This is a genomic window from Brevundimonas sp. (assembly GCF_046299535.1).
In the GTDB taxonomy this organism is placed as follows: Bacteria; Pseudomonadota; Alphaproteobacteria; order Caulobacterales; family Caulobacteraceae; genus Brevundimonas.
Genome location: NZ_JBKBIB010000019.1, coordinates 18,470 through 39,894 on the forward strand (window position 1 = coordinate 18,470; position 21,425 = coordinate 39,894).

The window sequence follows — 21,425 nt, forward strand, 5'->3', positions numbered from 1 at the left end:
GCTATTTCACCTTCGCCTCGATCACGTCCCACATCAGGGCCGCCGCGTTGACGCCCGTGAACTCTTTTAGTTGCACCGCCCCGGTGGGCGAGGTGACGTTGATCTCGGTCAGATAGTCGCCGATCACGTCGATGCCGACAAAGATCAGGCCGCGCCGCTTCAGCTCGGGGGCCAGGGCGGCGCAGATCTCGCGGTCGCGGGCGGTCAGCTCCACCGCCTCGGCCCGGCCGCCCACCCGCAGGTTCGACCGCACATGGCCCTTCAGCGGCACCCGGTTGATGGCGCCTGCGGGCTCGCCGTCGATCAGGATGATGCGCTTGTCGCCCGCCTCCACCGCCGGGATGAATTTCTGGATCACCAGCTGGTCGCGGCTGATCCCGGCGTGGATCTCCACCAGCGCCTCCAGATTCGGGTCATCGGCCTTCAGCCGCACCACGCCCGAGCCCGCCGCCCCGTGCAGGGGCTTGAGCACCACGTCCCCGTGCCGCTGGTGGAACTCGGCCAGGGCCACGGGGTCCGACGAGATCAGGGTCGGCGGCTGCAGCCCGGCGAAGCGGGTGGCGAACAGCTTCTCCGGGGCGTTCCTCACCTCGGTCGGGTCGTTGACCACCAGGGTGTTCGGATGGATCGTCTCCAGCAGATAGGTGGCGGTCACATAGGCCATGTCGAAGGGCGGATCCTGACGCATCAGGATCACGTCGATGTCCTCGGCCAGATCCAGCCTGGCCCAGTCGCCGAAGGTCACATGGTCGCCCACGGTCTGGCGCAGGGTCACGGGCCGCGCGCGGCAGAACAGCCGCCCGTCCTCCAGCGCCAGGGTGGCCACGTCATAGACCCACAGACGGTGGCCGCGCTCCTGCGCCGTGATGGCCTGAAGGAAGGTGGTGTCCGCCTCGATATTGACCGCCTCGATGGGGTCCATCTGGATGGCGACCTTGAGCATGACGGTGTCCTTCAAGCGTGGCGTTGAGGGTCTGCAGATGGACGCCGCGCGCGCCGGGCGCAAGCCGCGCCGGTCAGTTCAGACGCAGGCGGATGCGGTCGTGTGCGCTTCGGGCGTGAACCTCGCCGTGGCCGTCCAGTCCCCGCGCCCGGTCCAGCGCCTCCAGCGCCCCGGCCAGCGCGCCCTGTTTCTCCCGCGCCGCGGCCACGTCCAGCCAGGGCCGGTGATCGTCGGGGTCCAGCAGCACGCGGCGCAGGGCCGAGCGTTCGGCGCCCTCGAAATCCTCACGTTTCAGGGCGCGCACGAACAGCATGTTCTGCAGCCGGATCAGGGCCTGCCGGTCCGTCACCGGGGCCATCAGCAGGTCCAGCCGGTCCGCCACGTGCGGGGTCAGCCCGGCCAGCAGCGCCCGGCGGGTCAGCTCCGACGGCATGACGATGCGGCCCTGGCTGAACGGGTCCAGCGCCACGGCCCCGTCGGCCGTCTCCACCCGCAGCAGGAAGTGGCCGGGAAAGTCCACGCCCCGACACACCAGACCCGCCTGCGCCGCCGCATGAATATAGAACACCGCCAGCGCCGCCGAGAGGCCGCGACGCCGCTCGGCCACGTCGATGACGTCTGTGTTGGCCGGATCGTCGTAATGCAGCAGATCGCCGTTCAGCCGCAGGTCCGAGGCCATGGTCTCCACCAGGGCGTCGTCATGGGACTCCCGGGCCATGCGCTCGGCCAGCCGGTCGGCGGCGTTGGCGGCCAGGGTGCGCACGGGCGCCGTCTCCCGGTGCGGATAGTCGTGGATGGCGCAGGCGATGGCCGCCTCCAGCAGCGGGAAGGCGTCGTCCCCGGCCGTCCCGGCCTCGGTCAGAACCTGTTCCGCATCATCGCGCGTCACATCGACCTCATGATCGTCTCAGGGTGTCCTGCGACAGACCCCGAACATGACGGGGAAACCGTCCGGGGGCCAGCGCCACCATATCCAGCCGCAATGACAGTTGCTTGAGCGAGGGCCGATTTCGCGCCAGCGCACGGCCCGCCGCCATCAGGCGCGATTTCTGGGTTTCGCTCAGGGCCGACAGGGCCTGATCCATCGTGGCGCGGCGCTTGACCTCCACCACCGCCAGAACGCCCCCGCGCCGGGCCAGCAGATCAATTTCGCCCGCCCGGCTCTTCAGACGGAAGCCCAGCACCTGATAGCCCTTGGCCATCAACAGGGCCGCCGCCAGCCATTCCGCCGCATGGCCCGCCTTGTGCGCCCGCGCGCCCAGCCCGACCCGCCACGGCGCCTTCGCTCGGGCCGGAGCGACAGGCGGCCGCATCAGGCCGGGTCCTTGCCCTGCAGCGCCAGGGCGCGCCGGTAGAGAATCTTTCTGGGAAGGTCCAGGGCCCTGGAGACCTCCGAGGCCGCATCGGCGGGACCGGCCCGCTTCAGGGCGTCCATCAGGGCGGCGTCCGCGTCGGCCTCGCTGGCCTGTTCGTCCTCGCCGGGGCCGATCACCACCACCAGCTCGCCGCGCGGGCCGTCCAGCTGCGGCTTGGCGGCCAGCTGGACCAGATCGCCGCGCACGCACTCCTCGTACAGCTTGGTCAGCTCCCGGGCCACGGCGGCGGGGCGGGGCCCCCGCACCGCCGCCATGTCGGCCAAGCTGCCCGCCAGACGCGGGCCGCTTTCAAAGAACACCAGGATGGCGGGGATGGGCTTGAGCGTCTCCAGCGCCGTGCGCCGCTGGCCGCTCTTGGCGGGCAGGAAGCCGGCGAACAGCACCCGGTCGGCGGGCAGGCCCGCCACCGCCAGCGCCGCCAGCAGGCTGGACGGACCCGGCACAGGATGCACCGGCAGGCCCGCCGCGATCATGGCCCGGGCCACCACGAAGCCGGGGTCCGACACCATGGGCGTGCCGGCGTCCGAGACCAGCGCCACCACCTGGCCCTCGCGCACCCGCTCCACCGCGCCCCCGGCGGCCCGTTCAGAGGCATGGTCGTCGCAGCGCTCCAGCCGGGCCTTGAGGCCATAGGCCGACAGCAGCTTGCCGGTGACGCGGGTGTCCTCGGCCAGGATCAGGTCGGCGGCCTTCAGCACGTCCAGCGCCCGCAGGGTGATGTCGCGCAGGTTCCCGATGGGCGTGGAGACCAGATACAGGCCCGCCTGCACCGGCCGGGGCGGCGGCGCCATGGGCGGAAAGGGTGAGATCATCATAGGATCCGTCATCCCCCGACCGTGCCAGCGCCCGCGATCCGGCTCAAGCGAAACAGCGGTGACGCTTGAGCCTCAGTCCTTCAGCCGCCACGTCGCGCCCGTGGGACCGTCCATGACCACCACCTTCAGTTCGGTCAGGCGGTCGCGGATGCGATCGGCCTCGGGCCAGTTCTTTTCGGCGCGGGCCTGCAGGCGCTGTTCCAGCAGGGCCTCCACCTCGGCCTTGAGGGCGTCGTCGGCCCCGCCCTCGAACCAGGCGTCGGGATCGGCCTGCAGCACGCCCAGAAGGGCCCCGCCCGCCAGCAGCCGCCCCTTGGCGGCCGCCACGGCGCCGTCGTCGCCCGCGGTCATGGCCCGCTCGATCTCGCTGGACAGGGCGAACAGGGCGGCGGCGGCGCCGGGGGTGTTCAGGTCGTCCTCGATCGCGGTCAGGAAGTCCTCCGACGGTTCATCGTCCGCCGCCGGGATGGCCGAGGCGCGGCGCAGGGCCTGATACAGCCGGTCCAGATTCTTGCGCGACTGGTCCAGCAGCGACTGGTTCCAGTCCAGCGGCTGGCGATAGTGGGCGCTCAGCAGGGCCCAGCGCACCACCTCGCCCGGCATATGCTGCACCAGATCATGCAGCAGCAGCACATTGCCCACGGACTTGGACATCTTCTCCGCGTCCACGGTCAGGAAGCCGTTGTGCATCCAGTAGCGGGCGTATTCCTGATGGGCGTCCGCGCCGTGGGCGTGGCCGTGGGCGCAGACCCCCTGGGCGATCTCGTTCTCGTGGTGGGGAAACACCAGATCGATGCCGCCCCCGTGGATGTCGATGGGCAGGCCCAGATTGGCCTCGATCATGGCCGAGCATTCGATGTGCCAGCCGGGACGGCCCGCGCCCCAGGGCGACTCCCAGGACGGCTCGCCCTCTTTCGACGGCTTCCACAGCACGAAGTCGTGGGGATTGCGCTTGTAGGGCGCCACCTCGACCCGCGCCCCGGCCACCATCTCGTCCAGATCCCGGCCGGACAGGCGGCCATAGTTCTCATAGGCCGACACGTCGAACAGCACATGGCCCTCGGCGGCGTAGGCGCAGCCCTTGTCCACGATGGCGCCGATCTGGCCGATGATGGCGTCCATGTGGGCGGTGACGTGGGGCGCCAGGGTGGGCGGCAGCACGTTCAGCGCCGCCATGTCCTCCAGATAGGCGGTCTCGTAGCGGGCCGTGATCTTGCCGATGGGCACGCCTTCCTTTGTGGCCTTCGCGTTGATCTTGTCGTCCACGTCGGTGACGTTGCGCGCATAGATCACCGCGCCCTCGCCGTACTCGCGGCGCAGCAGGCGGAACAGCACATCGAACACCACCGGCGGGCGCGCGTTGCCGATATGGGCGAAGTCATAGACCGTCGGCCCGCACACATAGAGCGTCACCCGGTTCGGATCGCGGGGCTCGAAGGGCCGCTTCTGGCGGGCCAGGGTGTCGTGCAGGTGGAGCGTCATGGGGTCGCGTGGTATCCGTTTTCTTGCGGGACGCACCGGTCGTCCCATATAGGCGTGACGCGGTGCAATAAACCGTCGGCGTCACGATTGGGAGCGTCTTGGGCTCCCGCCCTTTAGAAAGCGTGTCATGGACCTCCAAGCCAAGCCCGTCCTGGTCAGCAACGACGGCGACATCAAGCGCCCCAGCCGCGAGCAGGCCATGGAGGCCGTGCGCACCCTGATCGCCTGGGCCGGCGACAATCCGGAGCGCGAGGGCCTGATCGACACGCCGAAACGTGTGGTGGACGCCTATGGCGACTGGTTCCAGGGCTATGACGCCGACGCCGCGAAGGAGCTGAGCCGCACCTTCGAGGACGTGCAGGGCTATGACGACATGGTCCTGTTGCGCGACATCGAGGTGGAGAGCCACTGCGAGCACCACATGGCCCCGTTCCTGGGCAAGGCCTATGTGGCCTATGTGCCGGCCGAGAAGGTGGTGGGCATCTCCAAGCTGGCGCGGGTGGTGGAGATCTTCTCCAAGCGCCTGCAGACCCAGGAGACCCTGACCCAGCTGATCGCCCAGGCCATCGAGGACAACCTCCTGCCCGCCGGGACAGCGGTGCTGATCGACGCCGAGCACCAGTGCATGACCACCCGCGGCGTGCACCACCGCCACGTCTCCACCATCACCACCCGCTTCACCGGCGTGTTCAAGTCCGACCCGGCCCTGCAGGACCGCTTCCTGAAGCTCGCGCGCGGCTGATCCTGTTCCTTCTCCCGTTGGGAGAAGGTGGCCGCGTAGCGGTCGGATGAGGGTCGGGTGGTTCGCCCGTCGCGAAAATTAAATTTACGCCCACCCCTTCCGGCCGCCCGTATGATGCACCTCCATCACCAGACGGCGGAGGGGTGATTTCGGACAATTCGGACACGCTTTTTTTTGGGCCTGAGCCCGGATTTCGGACATTTCGGACAATTCGGACCCTGTTTTTCTCCCCATCAGGGTCTGAAACCGGCCTTCAGTATCCCCCCGTCCGGGCCACCCGGTCGGCGTGGAAGCCATGGTCGCCCATGAGCTCGTTCAGGACGCGGACCCGCTTCATGTACAGGCCCACATCGTACTCGTCGGTCATGCCGACGCCGCCGTGCATCTGCACCGCCTCCTGCACGCACAGCTCGGCCACGCGCCCGGCCTTGGCCTTGGCCACCGACACGGCGAAGGCCGCGTCCGCGTCGCCCGCGTCCAGCTTCTGCAGGGCGGCCAGGGTGGCGGCGCGCACGATCTCCAGCTCGGTGAAGACGTGGGCGGCGCGGTGCTGCAGGGCCTGGAACTCCCCGATCAGCTTGCCGAACTGCTTCCTCGTCTTCAGGTACTCGGCGGTGAGGCGGAAGGCCTGATCTCCCGCTCCCAGCAGGGATGAGGCCGCGCAGGCCCGGCCCAGGTTCAGAACGCGCTCGAGGATCTCGCCGCCCCCGTCCACCGGCCCCAGCACGGCGTCGGCGGTGACCTCCACGTCGGTCAGGGTCACCCGGGCGGCGTTGTGGGCGTCCACCATCACGGTGCGCTCGATCTCCAGCCCCGCCGCCTTCGGGTCGATCAGGAACAGGGTCAGGCCGTCCATGCCCTCTCCGCCCGCCTCTCCTGACGTGCGCGCCGCCACGATCAGGGCGTCGGCCACATGGCCGTCCAGAACGAAGCCCTTGTTCCCATTGAGTTTAAAGCCATTTCCCGACCGCTCGGCGGTGGTCCGGATGCGGTGCGGGGCGTGCTTGCCGATCTCGTCCACGGCCAGGGCCACAATGGCCTCGCCGGCCGCGATCTTCGGCAGCCAGGCCGCCTGCTGCTCGCCGGACCCGGCGTTGAGGGCCGCGGCCGCCAGCACGCCGGACGACAGGAAGGGCGAGGGCGTCAGGGTCCGCCCCAGCGCCTCGGCCACCACCCCGGCCTCCACCGCGCCCAGACCCGAGCCGCCCTGATCTTCGGGGATCAGCACGCCGGAGAAGCCCATCTCCCCGAAGGACCGCCAGAGGTCCCGCGACACCCCGTCGGGGTCACGGCTGTCGCGCAGCTTGCGCAGGTGGGCGATGGGCGCGTGCTCGCCCAGAAAGCCGTCGGCGGCCTCGGCCAGCATCTGCTGTTCGTCGGAAAGGATCAGGGGCATGGGTCAGGCTCCCGGCAGCTGAAGCAGATGCTTGGCGATGATGTTGAGCTGGATCTCGCTGGTCCCGCCCTCGATGGAATTGGCCTTGGTGCGCAGCCAGTCGCGGGCCGCCGCGCCGTCCCGGGACCGCTCGCCCTCCCACTCCAGCGCATCGGCCCCGCCTGCCGCCATCAGCAGCTCGTGGCGGCGCTTGTTCAGCTCCGAGCCGTAATACTTGAGCACCGACGACAGGGCCGGATGGGCCCGGCCCGCCTTGGCCAGATCGCCCGTGCGCTCCAGCGCCAGCCGGAAGGCCGCGCCGTCCACGTCCAGCTCGGCGATGCGGGCGCGCAGCATGGGGTCGTCCAGCCGCCCGGCCTCGTCCAGCCCCACGGCCTTCGCCGCGCTGTGACCCAGCGCCGCCCCGCCCATGACCTCGCCCATGGCCCCGATCATGGTCCGCTCGTGGGCCAGCAGATGCTTGGCCACGTCCCAGCCCCGGTTCAGCTCGCCCACAAGGTTCGCCTTCTCCACCCGCACGTCGTCGAAGAAGGTTTCGCAGAAGGGCGACTTGCCGGAGATCAGGGTGATGGGCCGGGTCGAGACGCCCGGCGTGGCCATGTCGAACAGGACGAAGGAGATGCCCTTGTGCTTGGGGGCCTCCGGGTCGGTGCGCACCAGGCAGAAGATCCAGTCCGCCTTGTCGGCGTAGGAGGTCCACACCTTCTGGCCGTTGACGATCCAGTGGTCGCCCCGGTCCTCGGCGCGGGTCTGGATCCCCGCCAGATCCGACCCGGCGCCCGGCTCCGAATAGCCCTGGCACCAGCGGATTTCCCCGCGCACGATCTCGGGCAGGAAGCGCTTCTTCTGCTCCTCCGTGCCGAAGGCCAGCAGGGCCGGGCCCAGCATCCAGACGCCGAAGCTGTTCAGGGCCGGCTGGGCCTTGATGCGGCGCAGCTCGGAGGCCAGCACCTTGGCCTCTTCCCGCGACAGCCCGCCGCCGCCGTACTCGCGGGGCCATTCCGGCGCCGTCCAGCCGCGCTCGCCCATGGTCCGCATCCAGCGCTCGTGGGCCGGTGTGGCGAAGACGGCGTTGCGGCCGCCCCAGATCATGTCGGCCTCGGACGGCATGGGTGCGCGCACCTCGGCCGGGCAATTCGCCTCCAGCCAGGCGCGGGTCTCGGCGCGGAATGTCTCCAGATCGGATGCGGCGTCGCTCATGGGGTCCTCCGTGACCGCACGACCGGCGGCCTTCGGTCAAAGCCTAGCGGGTCCGTGCTCAAAAGCTACCCTCTGCGATGATCGGCGAAGAAACGCGGTGTGATCCATCGGCGCTTGACGCCACCTTCCAATCCGGCGACCTGATCCCGCACCAGAACAAGGAAACCGGTCCCATGCATCATGATCGTCTGAGCGTCCTGCAACAGCTCGAGCGCCAGGGCGTGGTGCCGGTGTTCTATCATCCGGACGTGGAGACCTGCATCGCAGTCATCGACGCCTGCGCCAAGGGCGGCGCCCCGGCCGTGGAGTTCACCAACCGGGGCGACTTCGCGGCTCATGTGTTCCTGGAGGTCAGCCGCCATTTCGCCAAGGCGAACCCGGACGTGGTCATGGGCGTGGGCTCCATCGTCGACGCCCCCACCGCCGGGCTCTACATCGCCGGCGGCGCGCGCTTCATCGTCGGACCGATGCTGAACCCCGAGGTGGCGCGCCTGTGCAACCGCCGCATGATCGCCTATTCCCCCGGCTGCGGCTCGGCCACCGAGATCTCCGACGCCCAGGAGCTGGGCTGCGACATCGTCAAGGTGTTCCCCGGCTCTTCCGTGGGCGGCCCCGACTTCGTCAAGGCGGTGCGCGGTCCCATGCCCTGGACCAAGATCATGCCCACCGGCGGCGTGGACCCGGATCCGGCCTCCATTGAGAAGTGGTTCGGCGCCGGCATCGTGGCGGCGGGCATGGGCTCCAAGCTGATCACCGACGCCGCCGTGAAGTCCGGCGACTGGGCCGGCATTGAGGCCAAGGTGCGCGAGACCGTCACCGCCATCGCCGACTTCCGCGCTGGCAAGGGCTGAAACAAGCCGCGTGACAGACGGCCTGTTTGGCGCGTATTGGCGCAATCTCCCCCAGGATTGCGTCCATGACCGCCCAGCGGATCGAAGCCGACCGACAGCCCTTACTGATCACGCGCTGCTGCCCGCTGTGCGGGCGCGACAACGCTGACCAGCCGACCCTCGACATTGCGCCGGACCAGTGGCGCATGAAGACCTGCCCGGACTGCGACATGACCTATCTGGAGGTCGCTCCGGACATCTCGGAGCTGTTCGAGACCTTCGCCTGGGAGAAGCAGCACCACATCGAGAACGCCCGCCGGCATGCGGGTCTGGGCCCGGTGGCGCTGAAGACCCGCAACGCCTGGCGCAGGTTCCGGCCCCTGCCGCGCAAGAACGTGGCGGCCCTGCTGGACCACTATGCGGAACCGGGCGCGGTGGTGGACGTGGGCTGCGGCGGAGGCAAGCAATTGGCCGAGCTGGGCCCGCAGTTCTCGCCGGTGGGCATCGAGATATCCCCCGCCATCTGCCGCGAGGCGGAAGAACGGCTGGCGGACCGCCATGTGCGCATCGTCAACGCCGACGCCCTGAGCGGTCTCAGGCAACTCGAGGCCCAGTCCCTGACCGGCGTGGTCATGCGCTCGTTCCTGGAGCACGACGTGACGCCCGTACCGGTGCTGGAACAGACCTTCCGCGTGCTAAAGCCCGGCGGCGTCGCCATCATCAAGGTGCCGAATTTCGCCAGCTGGAACGCCAGGGTGCGCGGGGCCAAATGGTGCGGTCTGCGCTTCCCCGACCATGTCAACTATTTCACGCCCGAGACCCTGTCCCGGGCCGCGGAGCGGGCGGGCCTGACCATCCGCGCCTTCGGCCCCAGCTACCGCCTGCCCACCAGCGACAACATGTGGATGGTGGCGGTCCGTCCGGCCTGAGTCCTCGGCCGGATCATGCTTCTTCGGCCAGCAGGGCGTCGATGAGGGCGCGGGCCTCGGCGCTGTTCCAGTCGGCCTCGCCCGCCATCCAGGCGCGGACCCGGCCCTGACGGTCCAGCAGGATGGTCTGGGGCATCTTGCCGGCGCCGGGGAAGATGAAGGGCAGGCGGAAGCTGCGGTCCGAATAGAACGGCAGGGGCTCGTGCACGTCCAGGAAGGCGATGGCGTCCGCCACCGCCTCGTCGCCGGTGTCCACATTGACTGGCAGCACCAGCATCCGGTCCTCTGGATAAACACGCTGCAGGGCGGCCAGCGTCGGCATCTCTGTGCGGCAGGGCGCGCACCACATGGCCCACAGGTTCACCACCACCACCCGGCCCCGGAAATCGGCGAAGGTCGTCTCTTCACCCTCGCTGTCGGTGAAGACCTGATCCGGGGCCACGACCAGATCGGCGGGGGTTTCGAGCGCGCTCAGCCCGCCGCGCGCATGGCGAGCCAGGTCGCTTTTCTCGGCGGAGGCGGCGCCATTCCCTTGGAAAGCGCCGCTGCGCATGGCGTATAGAGCCCCTGCGGCGCCGACGACGAGCACGGCCGCCGCGACCAGCCCGACGACCAGACGCTTCTTCCCCGAGTTTTCCGCCATGACCGACCGCCCCGAAACGACCCCCAAGGATGAGGCCAAGGGTCAAAGTCTATGGGGCGGGCGCTTCTCCGCCAAGCCCGCCGAGATCATGCAGGCGATCAATGTCTCCATAGGCGTCGACCAGCGCCTGTGGCGTGAGGACCTGACGGGGTCGCGGGCCCATTGTCGCATGCTGGCGGACCGGGGGATCATCGCCGCGACCGACGCCGAGGCGATCCTGGGCGGACTGGACACGATCCAGGCCGAGATCGAGGCCGGGACCTTCCCGTTCCGCGACGCCTATGAAGACATCCACATGAATGTGGAGGCGCGCCTGTCGGAGCTCATCGGCGAGCCGTCGGGACGACTGCACACCGCCCGGTCGCGCAACGATCAGGTGGCCACCGATTTCCGCCTGTGGACCCGCGCGGCCTGCGACCGGACCATCGACCAGCTTACGGGCCTGCAGCGGGCGTTGCTGGCCCGGGCCGAGGCCCATGCGGGGGATCTGATGCCCGGCTTCACCCATCTGCAGCCGGCCCAGCCGGTGACCTTCGGCCACCATCTGATGGCCTATGTGGAGATGATCGGCCGGGACGTGGGGCGGTTCACCGACGCCCGCGTCCGCCTGAACGAGAACCCCCTGGGCGCCGCCGCCCTGGCCGGATCGCCGTTCCCCATCGACCGCCATGCGACGGCGAAGGCGCTGGGCTTCGATGGCCCCATGCGCAACTCGCTGGACGCGGTGTCGGCGCGCGACTTTGCCCTTGAGGTGATCGCGGCGGCCAGCATCTGCGCCGGGCACCTGTCGCGCCTCGCCGAGGAGATCGTGATCTGGATGACGCCGCAGTTCGGCTTCGTGACCCTGCCGGACGACCTGACCACCGGCTCGTCCATCATGCCGCAAAAGCGCAACCCGGACGCGGCGGAGCTGGTGCGGGCCAAGACCGGGCGGGTCATGGGCGCCTTCATCGCCCTGTCCACCGTCATGAAGGGCCTGCCGCTGGCCTATTCCAAGGACATGCAGGAGGACAAGCCGCCGGTGTTCGAGGCGTTCGACGCCCTGGATCTGGCCGTGGGCGCCATGACCGCCATGGTCGCGGCGCTCAAGCCCGACACCGCGCGCATGGCCGAGGCGGCGGGATACGGCTTCTCCACCGCCACGGATCTGGCCGACTGGCTGGTGCGCGAGCTGAACCTGCCGTTCCGCAAGGCCCACCATGTGACCGGCGCGGCGGTGAAGCAGGCCGAGGCGCTGGGCGTCGATCTGGCGGGGTTGCCGCTTGAAGAGTTGCAAAAGCTGGAGGCGGGGATCACCGCCGATGTGTACAAGGTGCTGACGCCTGAGGCTTCATGCGCCAGTCGTCAAAGCTTCGGGGGGACGGCGCCGGAACAGGTCCGGGCGCGCATCGCCGAATGGAAGGAGCGCCTGAAATGAGAGCTGTCCTGATCCTCGCCGCAGGAGCGGCGGTCATGCTGTCCGGCTGCGGCCGCATGGGCGAACTGGAATCGCCACACCGGGAAACCGAGCGGGCGCCCCGTTCGGCCCGCGCGCCGGGCCTGCCCGAGCCGGCCACCGTCAACCGCCCTTCCAGCCAGCAGGCCATCGACGGCGGCCCCAGCAACCCCATCGGCGGCACGGCGGCCGGGCGCGAGCCCCAGTAAGTCTTCAAGGGTCCTCCCCGACCGTGAATCATTTCGAACTCAGGAACGGCGTCATGCACGCCGAGGACGTGTCGCTGGAGGTCCTCGCGGCCGAGGTCGGCACGCCCGCCTATATCTATTCCGCCGCCACCCTGCGGCGGCACGCCCGGGTTTTGCGCGAGGCCCTGGACGGCCGCGTCGAGACGAACGGCGCCCTGATCGCCTTCGCAGTGAAGGCGAACTCCAACCTGTCGGTGCTCAAGGTGCTGGCGGGGGAGGGGCTGGGGGCGGACACGGTGTCCGAAGGGGAGATCCGCCGGGCCCTGGCCGCAGGGATCGCGCCGGACAAGATCGTCTTCTCGGGCGTAGGCAAGACCGACGCGGAGCTGGCTTTCGCCATCCGGGCCGGGGTGCTGGAGATCAATGTTGAGTCCGCCGCCGAGCTGGACCGGCTGATCGCCGTGGCGACCGGTCTGGACGCGCGGCCGGACATCGTGTTCCGCGTCAATCCCAGCGTGGGATCCGGCGCCCACGCCAAGATCACCACCGGCGGCGCCCGTGACAAGTTCGGCGCGCCGGTGGAGGAGGTCATGGCCCTCTACGCCCGCGCCGCCGCGTCGGACCATGTGCGGCCGGTGGGCCTGGCCTGTCACATCGGCAGCCAGATCACCGAGCTGACCCCGCTGAAGGCCGCCTTCGCCGTGCTGCGCCGGATGACCATGGACCTGCGCGCGCAGGGGTTCGAGGTGCACCGTCTGGACTTCGGCGGCGGGCTGGGCGTGCCCTATTTCGACCGGCCCGGCGAGGCGGATCCCGTGGACTACGCCGCCGTAGCGGCCGAGGCGGTGCGCGGGCTGGACGTGCAGTTGGCGTTCGAGCCGGGACGCATGATCGCGGCCAACGCCGGGGTGCTGCTGACCCGGGTCATCCATGTGAACGAACGGCCGGACGGGATGCGGTTCCTGGTGCTGGACTCGGCCATGAACGACCTGATGCGCCCGGCCCTGTACGACGCCTTTCACGACATCCGCCCTGTGCGCCCGCGTGAGGGGACGGCTGGCCCGTACGACGTGGTGGGGCCGGTGTGCGAGACGGGGGACACCTTCGCCCGGGACCGGGTGCTGCCGCCGCTGGAGGCCGGCGACCTGGCCGCCTTCATGACCGCCGGGGCCTACGGCGCGACCATGGCCAATGAGTACAACAGCCGTCCGCTGGTCCCCGAGGTGCTTGTGGATGGCGACCGCTGGGCCGTGGTCCGGCCCCGCCCGACCTATGACGAGATGCTGGCGCGGGAGACGGTGGCGGGGTGGCTCTCTACGGAAGGCGAGTGAGCGATGAAGCTTCCGCGCATCCCGCCATTCCTGCAGTTCCTGATGATGCTCGTGCTCATAGGCGCAGGGCTGTTCGCCCTTTTCTGGCTGATCATCGTAGGGCCGCTATTTTACGCCTGCACCTTTCAGGGAAGCTGCGTCTAGGCTCACAAGCCCGGATCAATGGCGCCCGCTTCCCGCATCCGCGTCTCGCGGGCCATGCGGGCGCGGCCGGTCAGTTCGTCGGCCATGTCCTTGATGCGGTCCGAGGCGGCGGTTTTGGCGATGCCGGGGATCAGGGCGTGGAGGAAGGCGAATCCCGCCGCGCCCAGCAGGCGGAAGCCGAAGGACGACGCCGCGCCCAGGTGCTCCAGATAGGATTCCTCCACCTCGCGCGGGTGGTTCAGAAACAGTCGATGGAACGGTGTCGTCATCCTGCGGCGATCCTCACCCCTACCCGTGGAACCCGATCTATCCTAGAGCCTGATCGGCTGAGGGGGAACCGCTTCGCGGTTCCGCTGATGCCGTGAATCAGGCTCCAGATTAAAGCGAGAGCATGATTCACGCTTCAGCCGGAACCGCTGTGCGGTTCCGTCCGAAACGATCATGCTCTAAAGCGGCGAGCATGATCAGGAAACAGGCCGAGGCGGATTCGGCCCCAGAAGAAAAGACCATACCCATGTCCGACGCCAAGACCTTTCGCTGGGATGACCCGCTGGATCTGGACGGCCGCCTGACCGACGACGAGCGGATGATCCAGGGCGCCGCCCGGTCCTACGCCCGCGAGGCCTTGCTGCCCCGGGTGGTCGCGGCCTTCCGCGACGAGACCTTCGACCGGGCCATCATGACCGAGATGGGTGAGATGGGCTTCCTGGGCGCCATGCTGCCCGAGCAGTACGGCGGCTCCGAAGCGTCCCACGTGGCCTATGGCCTGATCGCCCGCGAGATCGAGGCGGTGGATTCGGGCTACCGCTCGGCCATGAGCGTGCAGAGCTCGCTGGCTATGTATCCCATCTATGCGTTCGGCTCGGACGAGCAGAAGGCGAAGTATCTGCCGAAGATGGCGGCGGGGGAGCTGATCGGCTGTTTCGGCCTGACCGAGGCGGACGGCGGATCGGACCCGGCGTCCATGAAGACGAAGGCCGTGGCGGTGGACGGCGGCTATCGCCTGAACGGGGCCAAATACTGGATCACCAACAGCCCCATCAGCGATCTGGCGGTGGTCTGGGCCAAGCTGGATGACGTGATCCGGGGCTTCATCGTCGAGCGGGACTTCGACGGCTTCACCACCGACAAGATCGGCGACAAGCTGTCCCTGCGCGCCTCGGTCACCGGCGACATCGGCCTGAACGACGTGTTCGTGCCCGAGGCCAACATCCTGCCGGGCGTGAAGGGGCTGCGCGGGCCGTTCAGCTGCCTGAACAAGGCCCGCTACGGCATCGCCTGGGGCGCCATGGGGGCGGCGGAGTTCTGCTTCCACGCCAGCCGCGACTATGTGGGCGAGCGCATGCTGTTCGGCCGGCCCCTGTCGTCGCGCCAGCTGGTGCAGAAGAAGCTGGCCGACATGCAGACCGAGATCTTCCTGGGGCTGGAGGGCGCGCTGGCGCTGGGCCGCCTGCTGGACACCGGCGCCTGGGTCCCCGAGGCCATCTCCATGATGAAGCGCAACAACTGCGGCAAGGCCCTGGCCGTGGCCCGCGAGGCCCGCGACATGCACGGCGGGGCCGGCATCACCGGCGAGATGCACGTGATGCGCCACGCCATGAACCTGGAGACCGTCAACACCTATGAAGGCGCCCACGACGTCCACGCGCTGATCCTGGGCCGGGCCATCACGGGGCAGGCGGCATTCTAGGGCGCTACCGCTCGGCTCGCGGAGCCTCGCTGCTTGAGCGCGTCTTTTGGGCGCTAACGCTCGGCCCGCGGGGCCTCGCTGCTTGAGCGCATGGTTAGGGCGCTACCGCTCGGCTCGCGGACTCTCGCTGCTTGAGCGCGTCTTTTGGGCGCTAACGCTCGCCGCGCGGCGGCTCGCTGCTTGAGCGCGCTGTGAGCTTTACCGGTCGGGCTCGGCGGGCGGCGTTGCTTCCGGCTCGTCTTCCTCGGCCTGGGCGCCGCTGAGTTCGGGGGAGTAGAGGCCGGTGATGAAGCCGGCGGCGAGGCCCTCGGGGCGGAAGCGGGGGCCGAAGCGGGCGCAGGGGTCCGGGTCGGCGATGGCTCGGACAGCGCGATCCGCAGGCGCGAAGGCGTCCCCCACCGCGTCGCCGAAAGGCTCGGCCAGCTGGACCGCATCGCCCACGCGCGACAGGGAGGGGCTGTCCGTGCCCACCGCCTTGGCGTCGCGGGACCACAGGATGGCCGCCGCCTGGCCCTGATCATTGGCGGCCAGCAGCTCGGCCTCCGCCGCCAGCCCGCCCAGGGTTCCGGGCACGCGCAGGCCGATGGGGCCGGGAATGAAGAAGCCCGTCGCCGCCGAGGCGGCCGAGGCCGCGCGGCCGGTCGGTCCGATTCGCGACACCACCGCCCGCACCCGGCCCGCGTCCGGCGCGGGGTCGGTCAGCACGGTGAACCGCTCGCTGACCTCGTAGCAGATCTGCCGGTCCACCTCGCGCAGCACCAGGGCCTGCTCGTAATCGGTCAGCCCCTCGCCCACGCCCGGGGCCAGAACGGCCGGTTCGATGAACAGGCGGTCGATCTGCGAGGCGAGGGCGTCGTCACGCCGCTCCTGAATGGAAGCCCAGACGGTTCCCTCGCGCACGGCAAGTCCGTCATAGCGGCTGAGCAGGCCGGAAGGCTCCACCGCCGTCGTTCCGCAGGCCGCGAGACCCAGGGCGCCGCAGGCCGCCGCCGTCAGGGAGTGAAATCGCATCGTTCTTCACCGGATCAGAATGGATGGGCGGCGATCGTCGCCGCAGCGCCTTAGCTACGGTTGAACCGCAAGGTGGTTGCATGGCGCCGGGCGAACAGGCGGGGGCTGTCGCGGAGGCGGGTTTCCGGTCTAGTCTGCGCCTTGCGATTCAATGGGGACCTTCGGAACGTGAACAGCACAGACCTGCGCCGGACGGCGGCCGTGGCGGCCCTGACCCTCAGCCTGGCCACGGCGGGCGCCGCGTGGGCCCAGACGCCCTCGCAGATGCCCTATGACGCCGAGCGGGGGGTGTTCACCTTCGCTGCGGGAATCGAGCCCAGCCTGCCCGCCGTGGTGGCCATCACCACCTTGGGCGCCGGGGGCGGACCCTCGCGCGGCGACGACGGACCCAAGGAGATCTCGGGCGGGTCCGGCGTCATCATCGACGCTGCGGGCGGGGTGATCATCACCAACCACCATGTGATCGAGAACGGCACGGCGTTCCGCGTGGACCTGCTGGACGGCCGGTCGTACCGGGCCGAGCTGCTGGGCGCGGACCGGGCCACCGACATCGCCGTCCTCAGGATCACCGCCCCCGACCTGACCCAGGTCGACATGGCCCCGGCCGGGACGCTGCGCAGCGGCGATCTGGCCTTTGCGGTGGGCTATCCGCTGGGCCTGGACCAGACCCTGACCATGGGCGTGATCTCCGGCCTGGGCCGGTCGGGGCTGGGCGACGCGGTGGAGGACTACATCCAGACCGACGCGGCGGTGAACTCGGGCAACTCCGGCGGGCCGCTGCTGGACAGCCGGGGCCGGCTGATCGGCATCAACACGGCCATCCTGTCGGGCGGCTTCGGCGGCGGCAACGACGGCATCGCCTTCGCCGTGCCCATCAACATCATGCGCTTCGTCACGGACCAGATCCTGACCACCGGCGAGGTGGTGCGCGGCGAGACCGGGGCGACGGTGTCGTCCCTGACGCCCCGCCGGGCCGAGACCATGGGGCTGGAGATCGGGCGGGGCGCGGTGGTGGAGGACGTGGTCCCCGGCTCGCCCGCCGACCTGGCCGGTCTGAGGCGCGGCGACATCATCACCGCCCTTGAGGACCGGGTGGTCTCCAACGGCGGCACGGTCCAGGCCATGACCGGCATCGCCCAACCGGGCGCGACGCTGGAGGCGACCTATCTGCGCGGCGGCCGGTCGTTCGAGACGATCCTGACGGTGCAGCGGCCAGGCGGCCCGGTCATCGCCCTGGGCGGCGCGGGCCTGTCGGCCCACGGGGCGCGCTTCGCCGACCTTGATGGCGGGGTGGTGACGCGGTCGGTGGAGGCCGGATCGCCGGCGGCCCAGGCGGGCCTGATGGCCGGCGACGTGGTCACCCGGGCGGGAAGCGCCGCAGTGCGCAGCGCGGCCGATCTGGAGCGGGCCCTGTCGGGGGCGCGGCGCGAGATCACGGTGACGGTGTCGCGGGACGGGGAGACGGCGCGGGTGACTCTGCCCTCAGCCTGACCAAGCCTCTGATTCCAAACGCAAAACGCCCGCGCGACCGGGAGGGGGAGGTGTCGCGCGGGCGTCTCGCTTGGAGGTTTGCCGGCCCGTCGAGGCCCCATGAAATCCAGGGGGGCTGGGGGGGCTGTTCAGGATCCGGGATCTCCGGCGACCCCGACTGGCCGACACTGCATATCTGGTGCTCCAAACGGGCGTTGGAAGGACCGAAAGGGGGCCTTTTCGTGTTCTGGGCGTTTTTCTTCAGCAGCCGGTCAAATCACCGTTTCCGGCGCTGGCGCAAACGGCGGTTCGCGCTAGGCTGAGACCATGAGCGTCGACGCCTCCGACAGTCCCGCAAGCCACGGCCCGGCCGGCCCGGTGTTCTTCGATCGCCGCGAGCTGGACGCCATGCTCCGGGTCTACGGGCGCATGGTGGCGGCGGGCGAATGGCGCGACTACGCCATGGCGCCGGGCAGGGACGCCGCCGAGTTCGCCGTGTTCCGCCGCGCCGGGGACGCCCCCGCCTACCGCATCGAGAAGCGCCCGGCCCTGGCCCGCCGTCAGGGCGCCTGGGCGGTGATGAACCAGAGCGGCATGATCCTGAAGCGCGGCCGCGAGCTGGCCCAGGTGCTGCGGGTGTTCGACGCCCGGCGGTTTCAGGTGGTCGACTAGCATCAGGCCCGTTTCGCCACGACCACGGCCCGGTCCAGGGCCTGGAGGAAGGCGGAGCGGTCGCGGGGGCCGAAGGGCGGCGGGCCCGACGTGGCCACCCCCATGCCGCGCAGATGTTCGCCCACCATGCGCCCGGCCAGGGCCGAGCCGATGGAGTCCGGGGTGAACACCGAACCGTTGGGCCGCAGGGCCTGGGCCCCGGCCTTCAGGCAGCGGTCGGCCAGGGGGATGTCGGAGGTCACCACGATGTCGCCCGGCCCCGCCCGCTCGGCGATCCAGTCGTCGGCGAGGTCCGGCCCCGCGTCGACCACCACCTGCTCGATGAAGGGGGCGCGGGGCAGGTTGATCCAGCCGTTGGACACCACCACCGCCCGGAACCCGACCCGCTCGGCCACGCGGAAGCACTCGTCCTTCACGGGGCAGGCGTCGGCGTCGATGTAGATCACGTGCATGGAGGCTTTCCGGATTTCGGACCCGAAAAAACGTGTCCGAATTGTCTGAATTGTCTGAAACGGGGCGTCGAAAAAAGAGTGTCCGAATTGTCCGAAATCGGCGCCGGATTTCAGACTCCGGAGGCGGAAAAATCAGGGTGTGAATCGTATCAATGGTAAGGAATCGCCTCCGGGGGGCTGGGTCGGAGGGGCATTATAGGGCGCCTGTAGACAGCGGGATCAAAAAGGCGGGACGCGGCCGCCTTGGGCCCAGCCCATCCTTCCGCTCATCCCCGCGAAAGCGGGGACCCAGTACTTTGGATGGCGGGGGGGGGGTGGGCGCGGCCGTGGCTTGAAAGTCCTGAAGCGCCGGCGTCAAGCTGGACAGAACTGGGTCCCCGCTTTCGCGGGGATGAGCGGAACAGAAGAGTAGGCAAGGGAGGGACCGATGGCCGGAGACCGGTATCTGGCGGTGTTCACCATGGACAAGGCGGGGCCGAAGTGGGCGGCCTGGCATGCCATGACGAAGGACGAACAGGACGAAACGGCCCGCATCGGCGTCGCCGCCGTCGCCGCCTGGGAGGCGGCGCATCGGGACGTCATCGTCTATCAGGGCGGGCCGCTGGGACCCACGAAGCGCATAGACGACCGGGGCGACGTGACCGAGGTGGTCAATCTGCTGACCGTCTTCATGGTGGTGCGGGCGGACAGCCATGAGGCCGCCGCCCGCCTGTTCGAGGGGCACCCGCACATGAGCATCTTCCCCTGCGACGGGGTCGAGGTCATGCCGGTGCTGGGGGACTGAACCGATTTCGGTTCAGTTTATAGCGATGGCCTCGGCGGAATCGCGAAGCGATTGCACCTCAACCGATCAGGCTCTAGCCCCCCGTGGGCGCCGTCGAGAAGTCGAACTGTTCGGGCTGGCGGCGCGGGCCGGAGCCGAAGCTGTAGGTCAGGCCGATGTAGAAGGCGCGCAGGCGGATGTCCTGCTCGAACCGCTCGCGGAACTGGGGGGTCTCGAACACCGTGTCGTTGCTGAAGCTGTTCAGCACGTCGCGACCGGTGACGTTCAGGGACCACTGGTCCGTCAGCTTGCGGCGATAGCCGATGTTGAGCATGCCGCCGGCCTCACGCGTGCCCTGGGCCAGCAGGGTCTCGCCCTGCCAGAAGCCGGAGACCTGCACGAAATCCTTCTCGGTGGGCTGCCAGTTCAGGCTGAGGCGGCCGCTGGCCAGGGTCGCGTCCCGTTCGCCGCCGCCGGGGATGCCGGTGGAGTCGATCTCCTGACGGAAGACATTGATGCTGCCGTTGTAGCGCAGGGTGGAATGCAGCCGTCCGCTGGCGGTCAGCTCAAGCCCCACGTCCAGCCGCGAGCCCAGGTTCTCGGGCCGGGTCAAGAGGACGCCGCCGCCAACGTCGGTGGCCACCTCGGTGAAGGCCCCGTCCGTGTCGCGCACATAGGCGGTGGCCTGATAGAAGGTCTGGCCCGCGCGCCGCTGCCACATGACCTCGAAGGCGTCGGTCTCCTGCGGCTCCAGATCGGGATTGCCCGAGCGCAGGTTGAGCGGATCCTGATAGGCCACGAAGGGGTTCAGCTGGGTCAGCTGCGGCCGCTGGATGCGGCGCGAATAGCTGGCGCGCAGGGTCTGGTCGTCGGTGAGCTGATACTGGACGTGGGCGGAAGGGTAGGCGCGGAAATAGTCCTGTGACGCCGAGGCGCCGCCGGTCAGGTCGTCCACGCGGATGTCCGCCTGCTCCAGCCGCAGGCCCCACTGGGCCGACAGCTTCTCGCTCAGGGGCCGCTCGTATGTTCCGTACACGGCGTGAACCGTCTGGCGGCCCTCGAACCGGTTGCTGAGGCCGGGGATGACGATCAGGCCGGATTCGGACGGGCCGCGGGCGAACTCCACGTCCTGCTCGGGCCGCTGTTGGGTCAGCTCATAGCCCAGGCGCAGCTGGCCGGCCTCCACGAAGGGCCGCACATAGGCGCTGGTGAAACCCAGGTTGACCTGATCGATATCCTGGGCGGTGCGCTCATACAGATCGGGGCCGGCGGGGGTAGTGAACCGGGTGAGGGACAGGGCGGCGCTGTCGGTGCTGTTCACGTCGTAGCGCAGCTCGTTGGACCATTCGTGGCCCGCGTCGTCGAAGCGGTGCACCACGCGGCCCGTGGCGCCGAAATTGGCCAGGTCGAAATCGATGACGCTGTCGCGGTCATAGGCGGTCGTGACGGCGCCCGAGGCGTCGCGGGTCTGGAACAGGGCCGTGTTGAGCCCGTCGCCCGAGAAGGCCACCCCGCGCAGTTCGCCGCTGAGGCGGGTGCGGTCGGTCAGGCGGTATTCGGCGGTGAAGCGGCCGAAGGCGCCGCTCTGGTCCATCGCCATGCCCTGATCGGTGGTGCTGGTGGCGACCACGGCGCCGGTGACCGGATCGAACTGTTCGCGCACGCGGGTGAAGGAGAACTCGTTCGGATCGGCGCGGTAGCTGAGGTCGCCCGACAGGGTCAGGCGGTCCTGTTGCCACGAGCCGCTGAGCCCGGCGTTCCAGCGACTGTTGTCGCCCACATTGAGGCGCACCGAGCCGGTGGTCTGGTTGCCGGCGCGCGGGGCGTTTGGCCGGGTGATGAGGTTGATGACCCCGCCGGACCCTTCCGGGCTGTAGGCGGCGGACGGGTTGGTCATGACCTCGATGCGGGCG

General features: G+C 69.5%; 22 protein-coding genes. 10 read left to right on the top strand and 12 right to left on the bottom strand.

Translation table 11 applies throughout. The annotated features are described in order from the left end of the window. Position 1 precedes the first annotated feature (1 nt). From gshB to cysS, 5 genes are all read right to left on the bottom strand, one after another. On the bottom strand, positions 2–943 hold the full coding sequence (gene gshB, locus ACK4FB_RS13705) for a glutathione synthase (protein ID WP_409753376.1): 942 nt from the start codon (positions 941–943) through the stop codon (positions 2–4). Between the two features lie 73 nt (positions 944–1,016). Further along, positions 1,017–1,832, bottom strand: coding sequence for a SirB1 family protein (locus ACK4FB_RS13710; RefSeq protein WP_409753379.1), 816 nt, complete (start codon positions 1,830–1,832; stop codon positions 1,017–1,019). Between the two features lie 7 nt (positions 1,833–1,839). Further along, complete coding sequence (locus ACK4FB_RS13715; RefSeq protein ID WP_409753382.1) at positions 1,840–2,256, bottom strand: YraN family protein; 417 nt, start codon at positions 2,254–2,256, stop codon at positions 1,840–1,842. Beyond that, positions 2,256–3,131 (bottom strand): 16S rRNA (cytidine(1402)-2'-O)-methyltransferase, encoded by an 876-nt coding sequence (gene rsmI, locus ACK4FB_RS13720; RefSeq protein WP_409753385.1) that lies wholly within the window; start codon positions 3,129–3,131, stop codon positions 2,256–2,258. The genes ACK4FB_RS13715 and rsmI overlap by 1 nt, the downstream gene beginning before the upstream one ends. A gap of 75 nt (positions 3,132–3,206) precedes the next feature. Further along, the gene (cysS, locus tag ACK4FB_RS13725; RefSeq protein ID WP_409753388.1) at positions 3,207–4,616 is read right to left on the bottom strand and encodes a cysteine--tRNA ligase; all 1,410 of its coding nucleotides are present in this window, start codon (positions 4,614–4,616) and stop codon (positions 3,207–3,209) included. Between the two features lie 127 nt (positions 4,617–4,743). Here cysS and folE point away from each other — a divergent pair, with 127 nt between their 5' ends. Beyond that, positions 4,744–5,358, top strand: coding sequence for a GTP cyclohydrolase I FolE (gene folE, locus ACK4FB_RS13730; RefSeq protein WP_409753391.1), 615 nt, complete (start codon positions 4,744–4,746; stop codon positions 5,356–5,358). Positions 5,359–5,611: 253 nt separating this feature from the next. On the opposite strand, the gene ACK4FB_RS13735 is transcribed toward folE, so the two are convergent. Both ACK4FB_RS13735 and ACK4FB_RS13740 read right to left on the bottom strand, forming a co-directional pair. Continuing rightward, positions 5,612–6,754 carry an acyl-CoA dehydrogenase family protein gene (locus ACK4FB_RS13735; RefSeq protein ID WP_409753394.1) on the bottom strand — a complete coding sequence of 381 codons (1,143 nt, stop codon included), beginning with the start codon at positions 6,752–6,754 and terminating at the stop codon, positions 5,612–5,614. Between the two features lie 3 nt (positions 6,755–6,757). Further along, positions 6,758–7,954, bottom strand: coding sequence for an acyl-CoA dehydrogenase family protein (locus tag ACK4FB_RS13740; RefSeq protein WP_409753397.1), 1,197 nt, complete (start codon positions 7,952–7,954; stop codon positions 6,758–6,760). 173 nt (positions 7,955–8,127) lie between these two features. Here ACK4FB_RS13740 and ACK4FB_RS13745 point away from each other — a divergent pair, with 173 nt between their 5' ends. Together ACK4FB_RS13745 and ACK4FB_RS13750 are read left to right on the top strand one after the other, a co-directional pair. Beyond that, the gene (locus ACK4FB_RS13745) at positions 8,128–8,805 is read left to right on the top strand and encodes a bifunctional 4-hydroxy-2-oxoglutarate aldolase/2-dehydro-3-deoxy-phosphogluconate aldolase (RefSeq protein ID WP_409753400.1); all 678 of its coding nucleotides are present in this window, start codon (positions 8,128–8,130) and stop codon (positions 8,803–8,805) included. 65 nt (positions 8,806–8,870) lie between these two features. Beyond that, positions 8,871–9,713, top strand: coding sequence for a class I SAM-dependent methyltransferase (locus tag ACK4FB_RS13750; RefSeq protein ID WP_409753403.1), 843 nt, complete (start codon positions 8,871–8,873; stop codon positions 9,711–9,713). 13 nt (positions 9,714–9,726) lie between these two features. Here ACK4FB_RS13750 and ACK4FB_RS13755 read toward each other — a convergent pair whose 3' ends face one another. Further along, on the bottom strand, positions 9,727–10,356 hold the full coding sequence (locus ACK4FB_RS13755) for a TlpA family protein disulfide reductase (protein WP_409753405.1): 630 nt from the start codon (positions 10,354–10,356) through the stop codon (positions 9,727–9,729). Here ACK4FB_RS13755 and argH point away from each other — a divergent pair. The 3 genes from argH to lysA are packed head-to-tail and all read left to right on the top strand — an operon-like array spanning position 10,355 to position 13,310. Further along, positions 10,355–11,773 (top strand): argininosuccinate lyase, encoded by a 1,419-nt coding sequence (gene argH / locus ACK4FB_RS13760; RefSeq protein WP_409753408.1) that lies wholly within the window; start codon positions 10,355–10,357, stop codon positions 11,771–11,773. The two genes, ACK4FB_RS13755 and argH, sit on opposite strands and share 2 nt — an antisense overlap. Next, complete coding sequence (locus tag ACK4FB_RS13765; protein WP_409753411.1) at positions 11,770–12,000, top strand: hypothetical protein; 231 nt, start codon at positions 11,770–11,772, stop codon at positions 11,998–12,000. Before argH ends, ACK4FB_RS13765 begins: the two co-directional genes overlap by 4 nt. A 23-nt stretch (positions 12,001–12,023) precedes the next feature. Beyond that, positions 12,024–13,310, top strand: coding sequence for a diaminopimelate decarboxylase (gene lysA, locus ACK4FB_RS13770; protein WP_409753414.1), 1,287 nt, complete (start codon positions 12,024–12,026; stop codon positions 13,308–13,310). Positions 13,311–13,456: 146 nt separating this feature from the next. Here lysA and ACK4FB_RS13775 read toward each other — a convergent pair whose 3' ends face one another. Next, on the bottom strand, positions 13,457–13,723 hold the full coding sequence (locus ACK4FB_RS13775; protein ID WP_409753416.1) for a DUF6356 family protein: 267 nt from the start codon (positions 13,721–13,723) through the stop codon (positions 13,457–13,459). A 245-nt stretch (positions 13,724–13,968) separates the two neighbouring features. Here ACK4FB_RS13775 and ACK4FB_RS13780 point away from each other — a divergent pair, with 245 nt between their 5' ends. Then, on the top strand, positions 13,969–15,144 hold the full coding sequence (locus ACK4FB_RS13780) for an acyl-CoA dehydrogenase (protein ID WP_409753419.1): 1,176 nt from the start codon (positions 13,969–13,971) through the stop codon (positions 15,142–15,144). Between the two features lie 198 nt (positions 15,145–15,342). Here ACK4FB_RS13780 and ACK4FB_RS13785 read toward each other — a convergent pair whose 3' ends face one another. Beyond that, positions 15,343–16,155 (bottom strand): DUF3313 family protein, encoded by an 813-nt coding sequence (locus tag ACK4FB_RS13785; RefSeq protein WP_409753422.1) that lies wholly within the window; start codon positions 16,153–16,155, stop codon positions 15,343–15,345. A gap of 168 nt (positions 16,156–16,323) precedes the next feature. Here ACK4FB_RS13785 and ACK4FB_RS13790 point away from each other — a divergent pair, with 168 nt between their 5' ends. Continuing rightward, the gene (locus ACK4FB_RS13790) at positions 16,324–17,646 is read left to right on the top strand and encodes a trypsin-like peptidase domain-containing protein (protein ID WP_409753425.1); all 1,323 of its coding nucleotides are present in this window, start codon (positions 16,324–16,326) and stop codon (positions 17,644–17,646) included. 306 nt (positions 17,647–17,952) lie between these two features. Next, a complete protein-coding gene (locus ACK4FB_RS13795) occupies positions 17,953–18,297 on the top strand; it encodes a DUF2794 domain-containing protein (RefSeq protein WP_409753428.1) in 345 nt (114 codons plus the stop codon). A gap of 2 nt (positions 18,298–18,299) precedes the next feature. Here the strand turns inward: ACK4FB_RS13795 and ACK4FB_RS13800 are convergent, their stop codons facing one another. Continuing rightward, complete coding sequence (locus tag ACK4FB_RS13800) at positions 18,300–18,749, bottom strand: YaiI/YqxD family protein (protein ID WP_409753431.1); 450 nt, start codon at positions 18,747–18,749, stop codon at positions 18,300–18,302. Positions 18,750–19,176: 427 nt separating this feature from the next. On the opposite strand from ACK4FB_RS13800, the gene ACK4FB_RS13805 reads away from it, so the two are divergent. Next, positions 19,177–19,533, top strand: coding sequence for a hypothetical protein (locus ACK4FB_RS13805; RefSeq protein ID WP_409753434.1), 357 nt, complete (start codon positions 19,177–19,179; stop codon positions 19,531–19,533). Between the two features lie 73 nt (positions 19,534–19,606). Here the strand turns inward: ACK4FB_RS13805 and ACK4FB_RS13810 are convergent. Beyond that, positions 19,607–21,425, bottom strand: a 1,819-nt coding sequence (locus ACK4FB_RS13810) for a TonB-dependent receptor domain-containing protein (protein ID WP_409753437.1), incomplete at its 5' end; no start/stop codon positions are given.

What these genes read in the sequence shown, in the direction of transcription:
- rsmI (WP_409753385.1), bottom strand. Translation starts at nt 3,131, where the DNA reads ATGATCTCACCCTTTCCGCCCATGGCGCCGCCGCCCCGGCCGGTGCAG.
- ACK4FB_RS13735 (WP_409753394.1), bottom strand. Translation starts at nt 6,754, where the DNA reads ATGCCCCTGATCCTTTCCGACGAACAGCAGATGCTGGCCGAGGCCGCC.
- ACK4FB_RS13745 (WP_409753400.1), top strand. Translation starts at nt 8,128, where the DNA reads ATGCATCATGATCGTCTGAGCGTCCTGCAACAGCTCGAGCGCCAGGGC.
- ACK4FB_RS13795 (WP_409753428.1), top strand. Translation starts at nt 17,953, where the DNA reads ATGAGCGTCGACGCCTCCGACAGTCCCGCAAGCCACGGCCCGGCCGGC.
- ACK4FB_RS13755 (WP_409753405.1), bottom strand. Translation starts at nt 10,356, where the DNA reads ATGGCGGAAAACTCGGGGAAGAAGCGTCTGGTCGTCGGGCTGGTCGCG.
- ACK4FB_RS13750 (WP_409753403.1), top strand. Translation starts at nt 8,871, where the DNA reads ATGACCGCCCAGCGGATCGAAGCCGACCGACAGCCCTTACTGATCACG.
- ACK4FB_RS13800 (WP_409753431.1), bottom strand. Translation starts at nt 18,749, where the DNA reads ATGCACGTGATCTACATCGACGCCGACGCCTGCCCCGTGAAGGACGAG.
- folE (WP_409753391.1), top strand. Translation starts at nt 4,744, where the DNA reads ATGGACCTCCAAGCCAAGCCCGTCCTGGTCAGCAACGACGGCGACATC.
- ACK4FB_RS13780 (WP_409753419.1), top strand. Translation starts at nt 13,969, where the DNA reads ATGTCCGACGCCAAGACCTTTCGCTGGGATGACCCGCTGGATCTGGAC.
- ACK4FB_RS13805 (WP_409753434.1), top strand. Translation starts at nt 19,177, where the DNA reads ATGGCCGGAGACCGGTATCTGGCGGTGTTCACCATGGACAAGGCGGGG.
- cysS (WP_409753388.1), bottom strand. Translation starts at nt 4,616, where the DNA reads ATGACGCTCCACCTGCACGACACCCTGGCCCGCCAGAAGCGGCCCTTC.
- ACK4FB_RS13785 (WP_409753422.1), bottom strand. Translation starts at nt 16,155, where the DNA reads ATGCGATTTCACTCCCTGACGGCGGCGGCCTGCGGCGCCCTGGGTCTC.
- gshB (WP_409753376.1), bottom strand. Translation starts at nt 943, where the DNA reads ATGCTCAAGGTCGCCATCCAGATGGACCCCATCGAGGCGGTCAATATC.
- ACK4FB_RS13740 (WP_409753397.1), bottom strand. Translation starts at nt 7,954, where the DNA reads ATGAGCGACGCCGCATCCGATCTGGAGACATTCCGCGCCGAGACCCGC.
- argH (WP_409753408.1), top strand. Translation starts at nt 10,355, where the DNA reads ATGACCGACCGCCCCGAAACGACCCCCAAGGATGAGGCCAAGGGTCAA.
- ACK4FB_RS13715 (WP_409753382.1), bottom strand. Translation starts at nt 2,256, where the DNA reads ATGCGGCCGCCTGTCGCTCCGGCCCGAGCGAAGGCGCCGTGGCGGGTC.
- ACK4FB_RS13775 (WP_409753416.1), bottom strand. Translation starts at nt 13,723, where the DNA reads ATGACGACACCGTTCCATCGACTGTTTCTGAACCACCCGCGCGAGGTG.
- ACK4FB_RS13765 (WP_409753411.1), top strand. Translation starts at nt 11,770, where the DNA reads ATGAGAGCTGTCCTGATCCTCGCCGCAGGAGCGGCGGTCATGCTGTCC.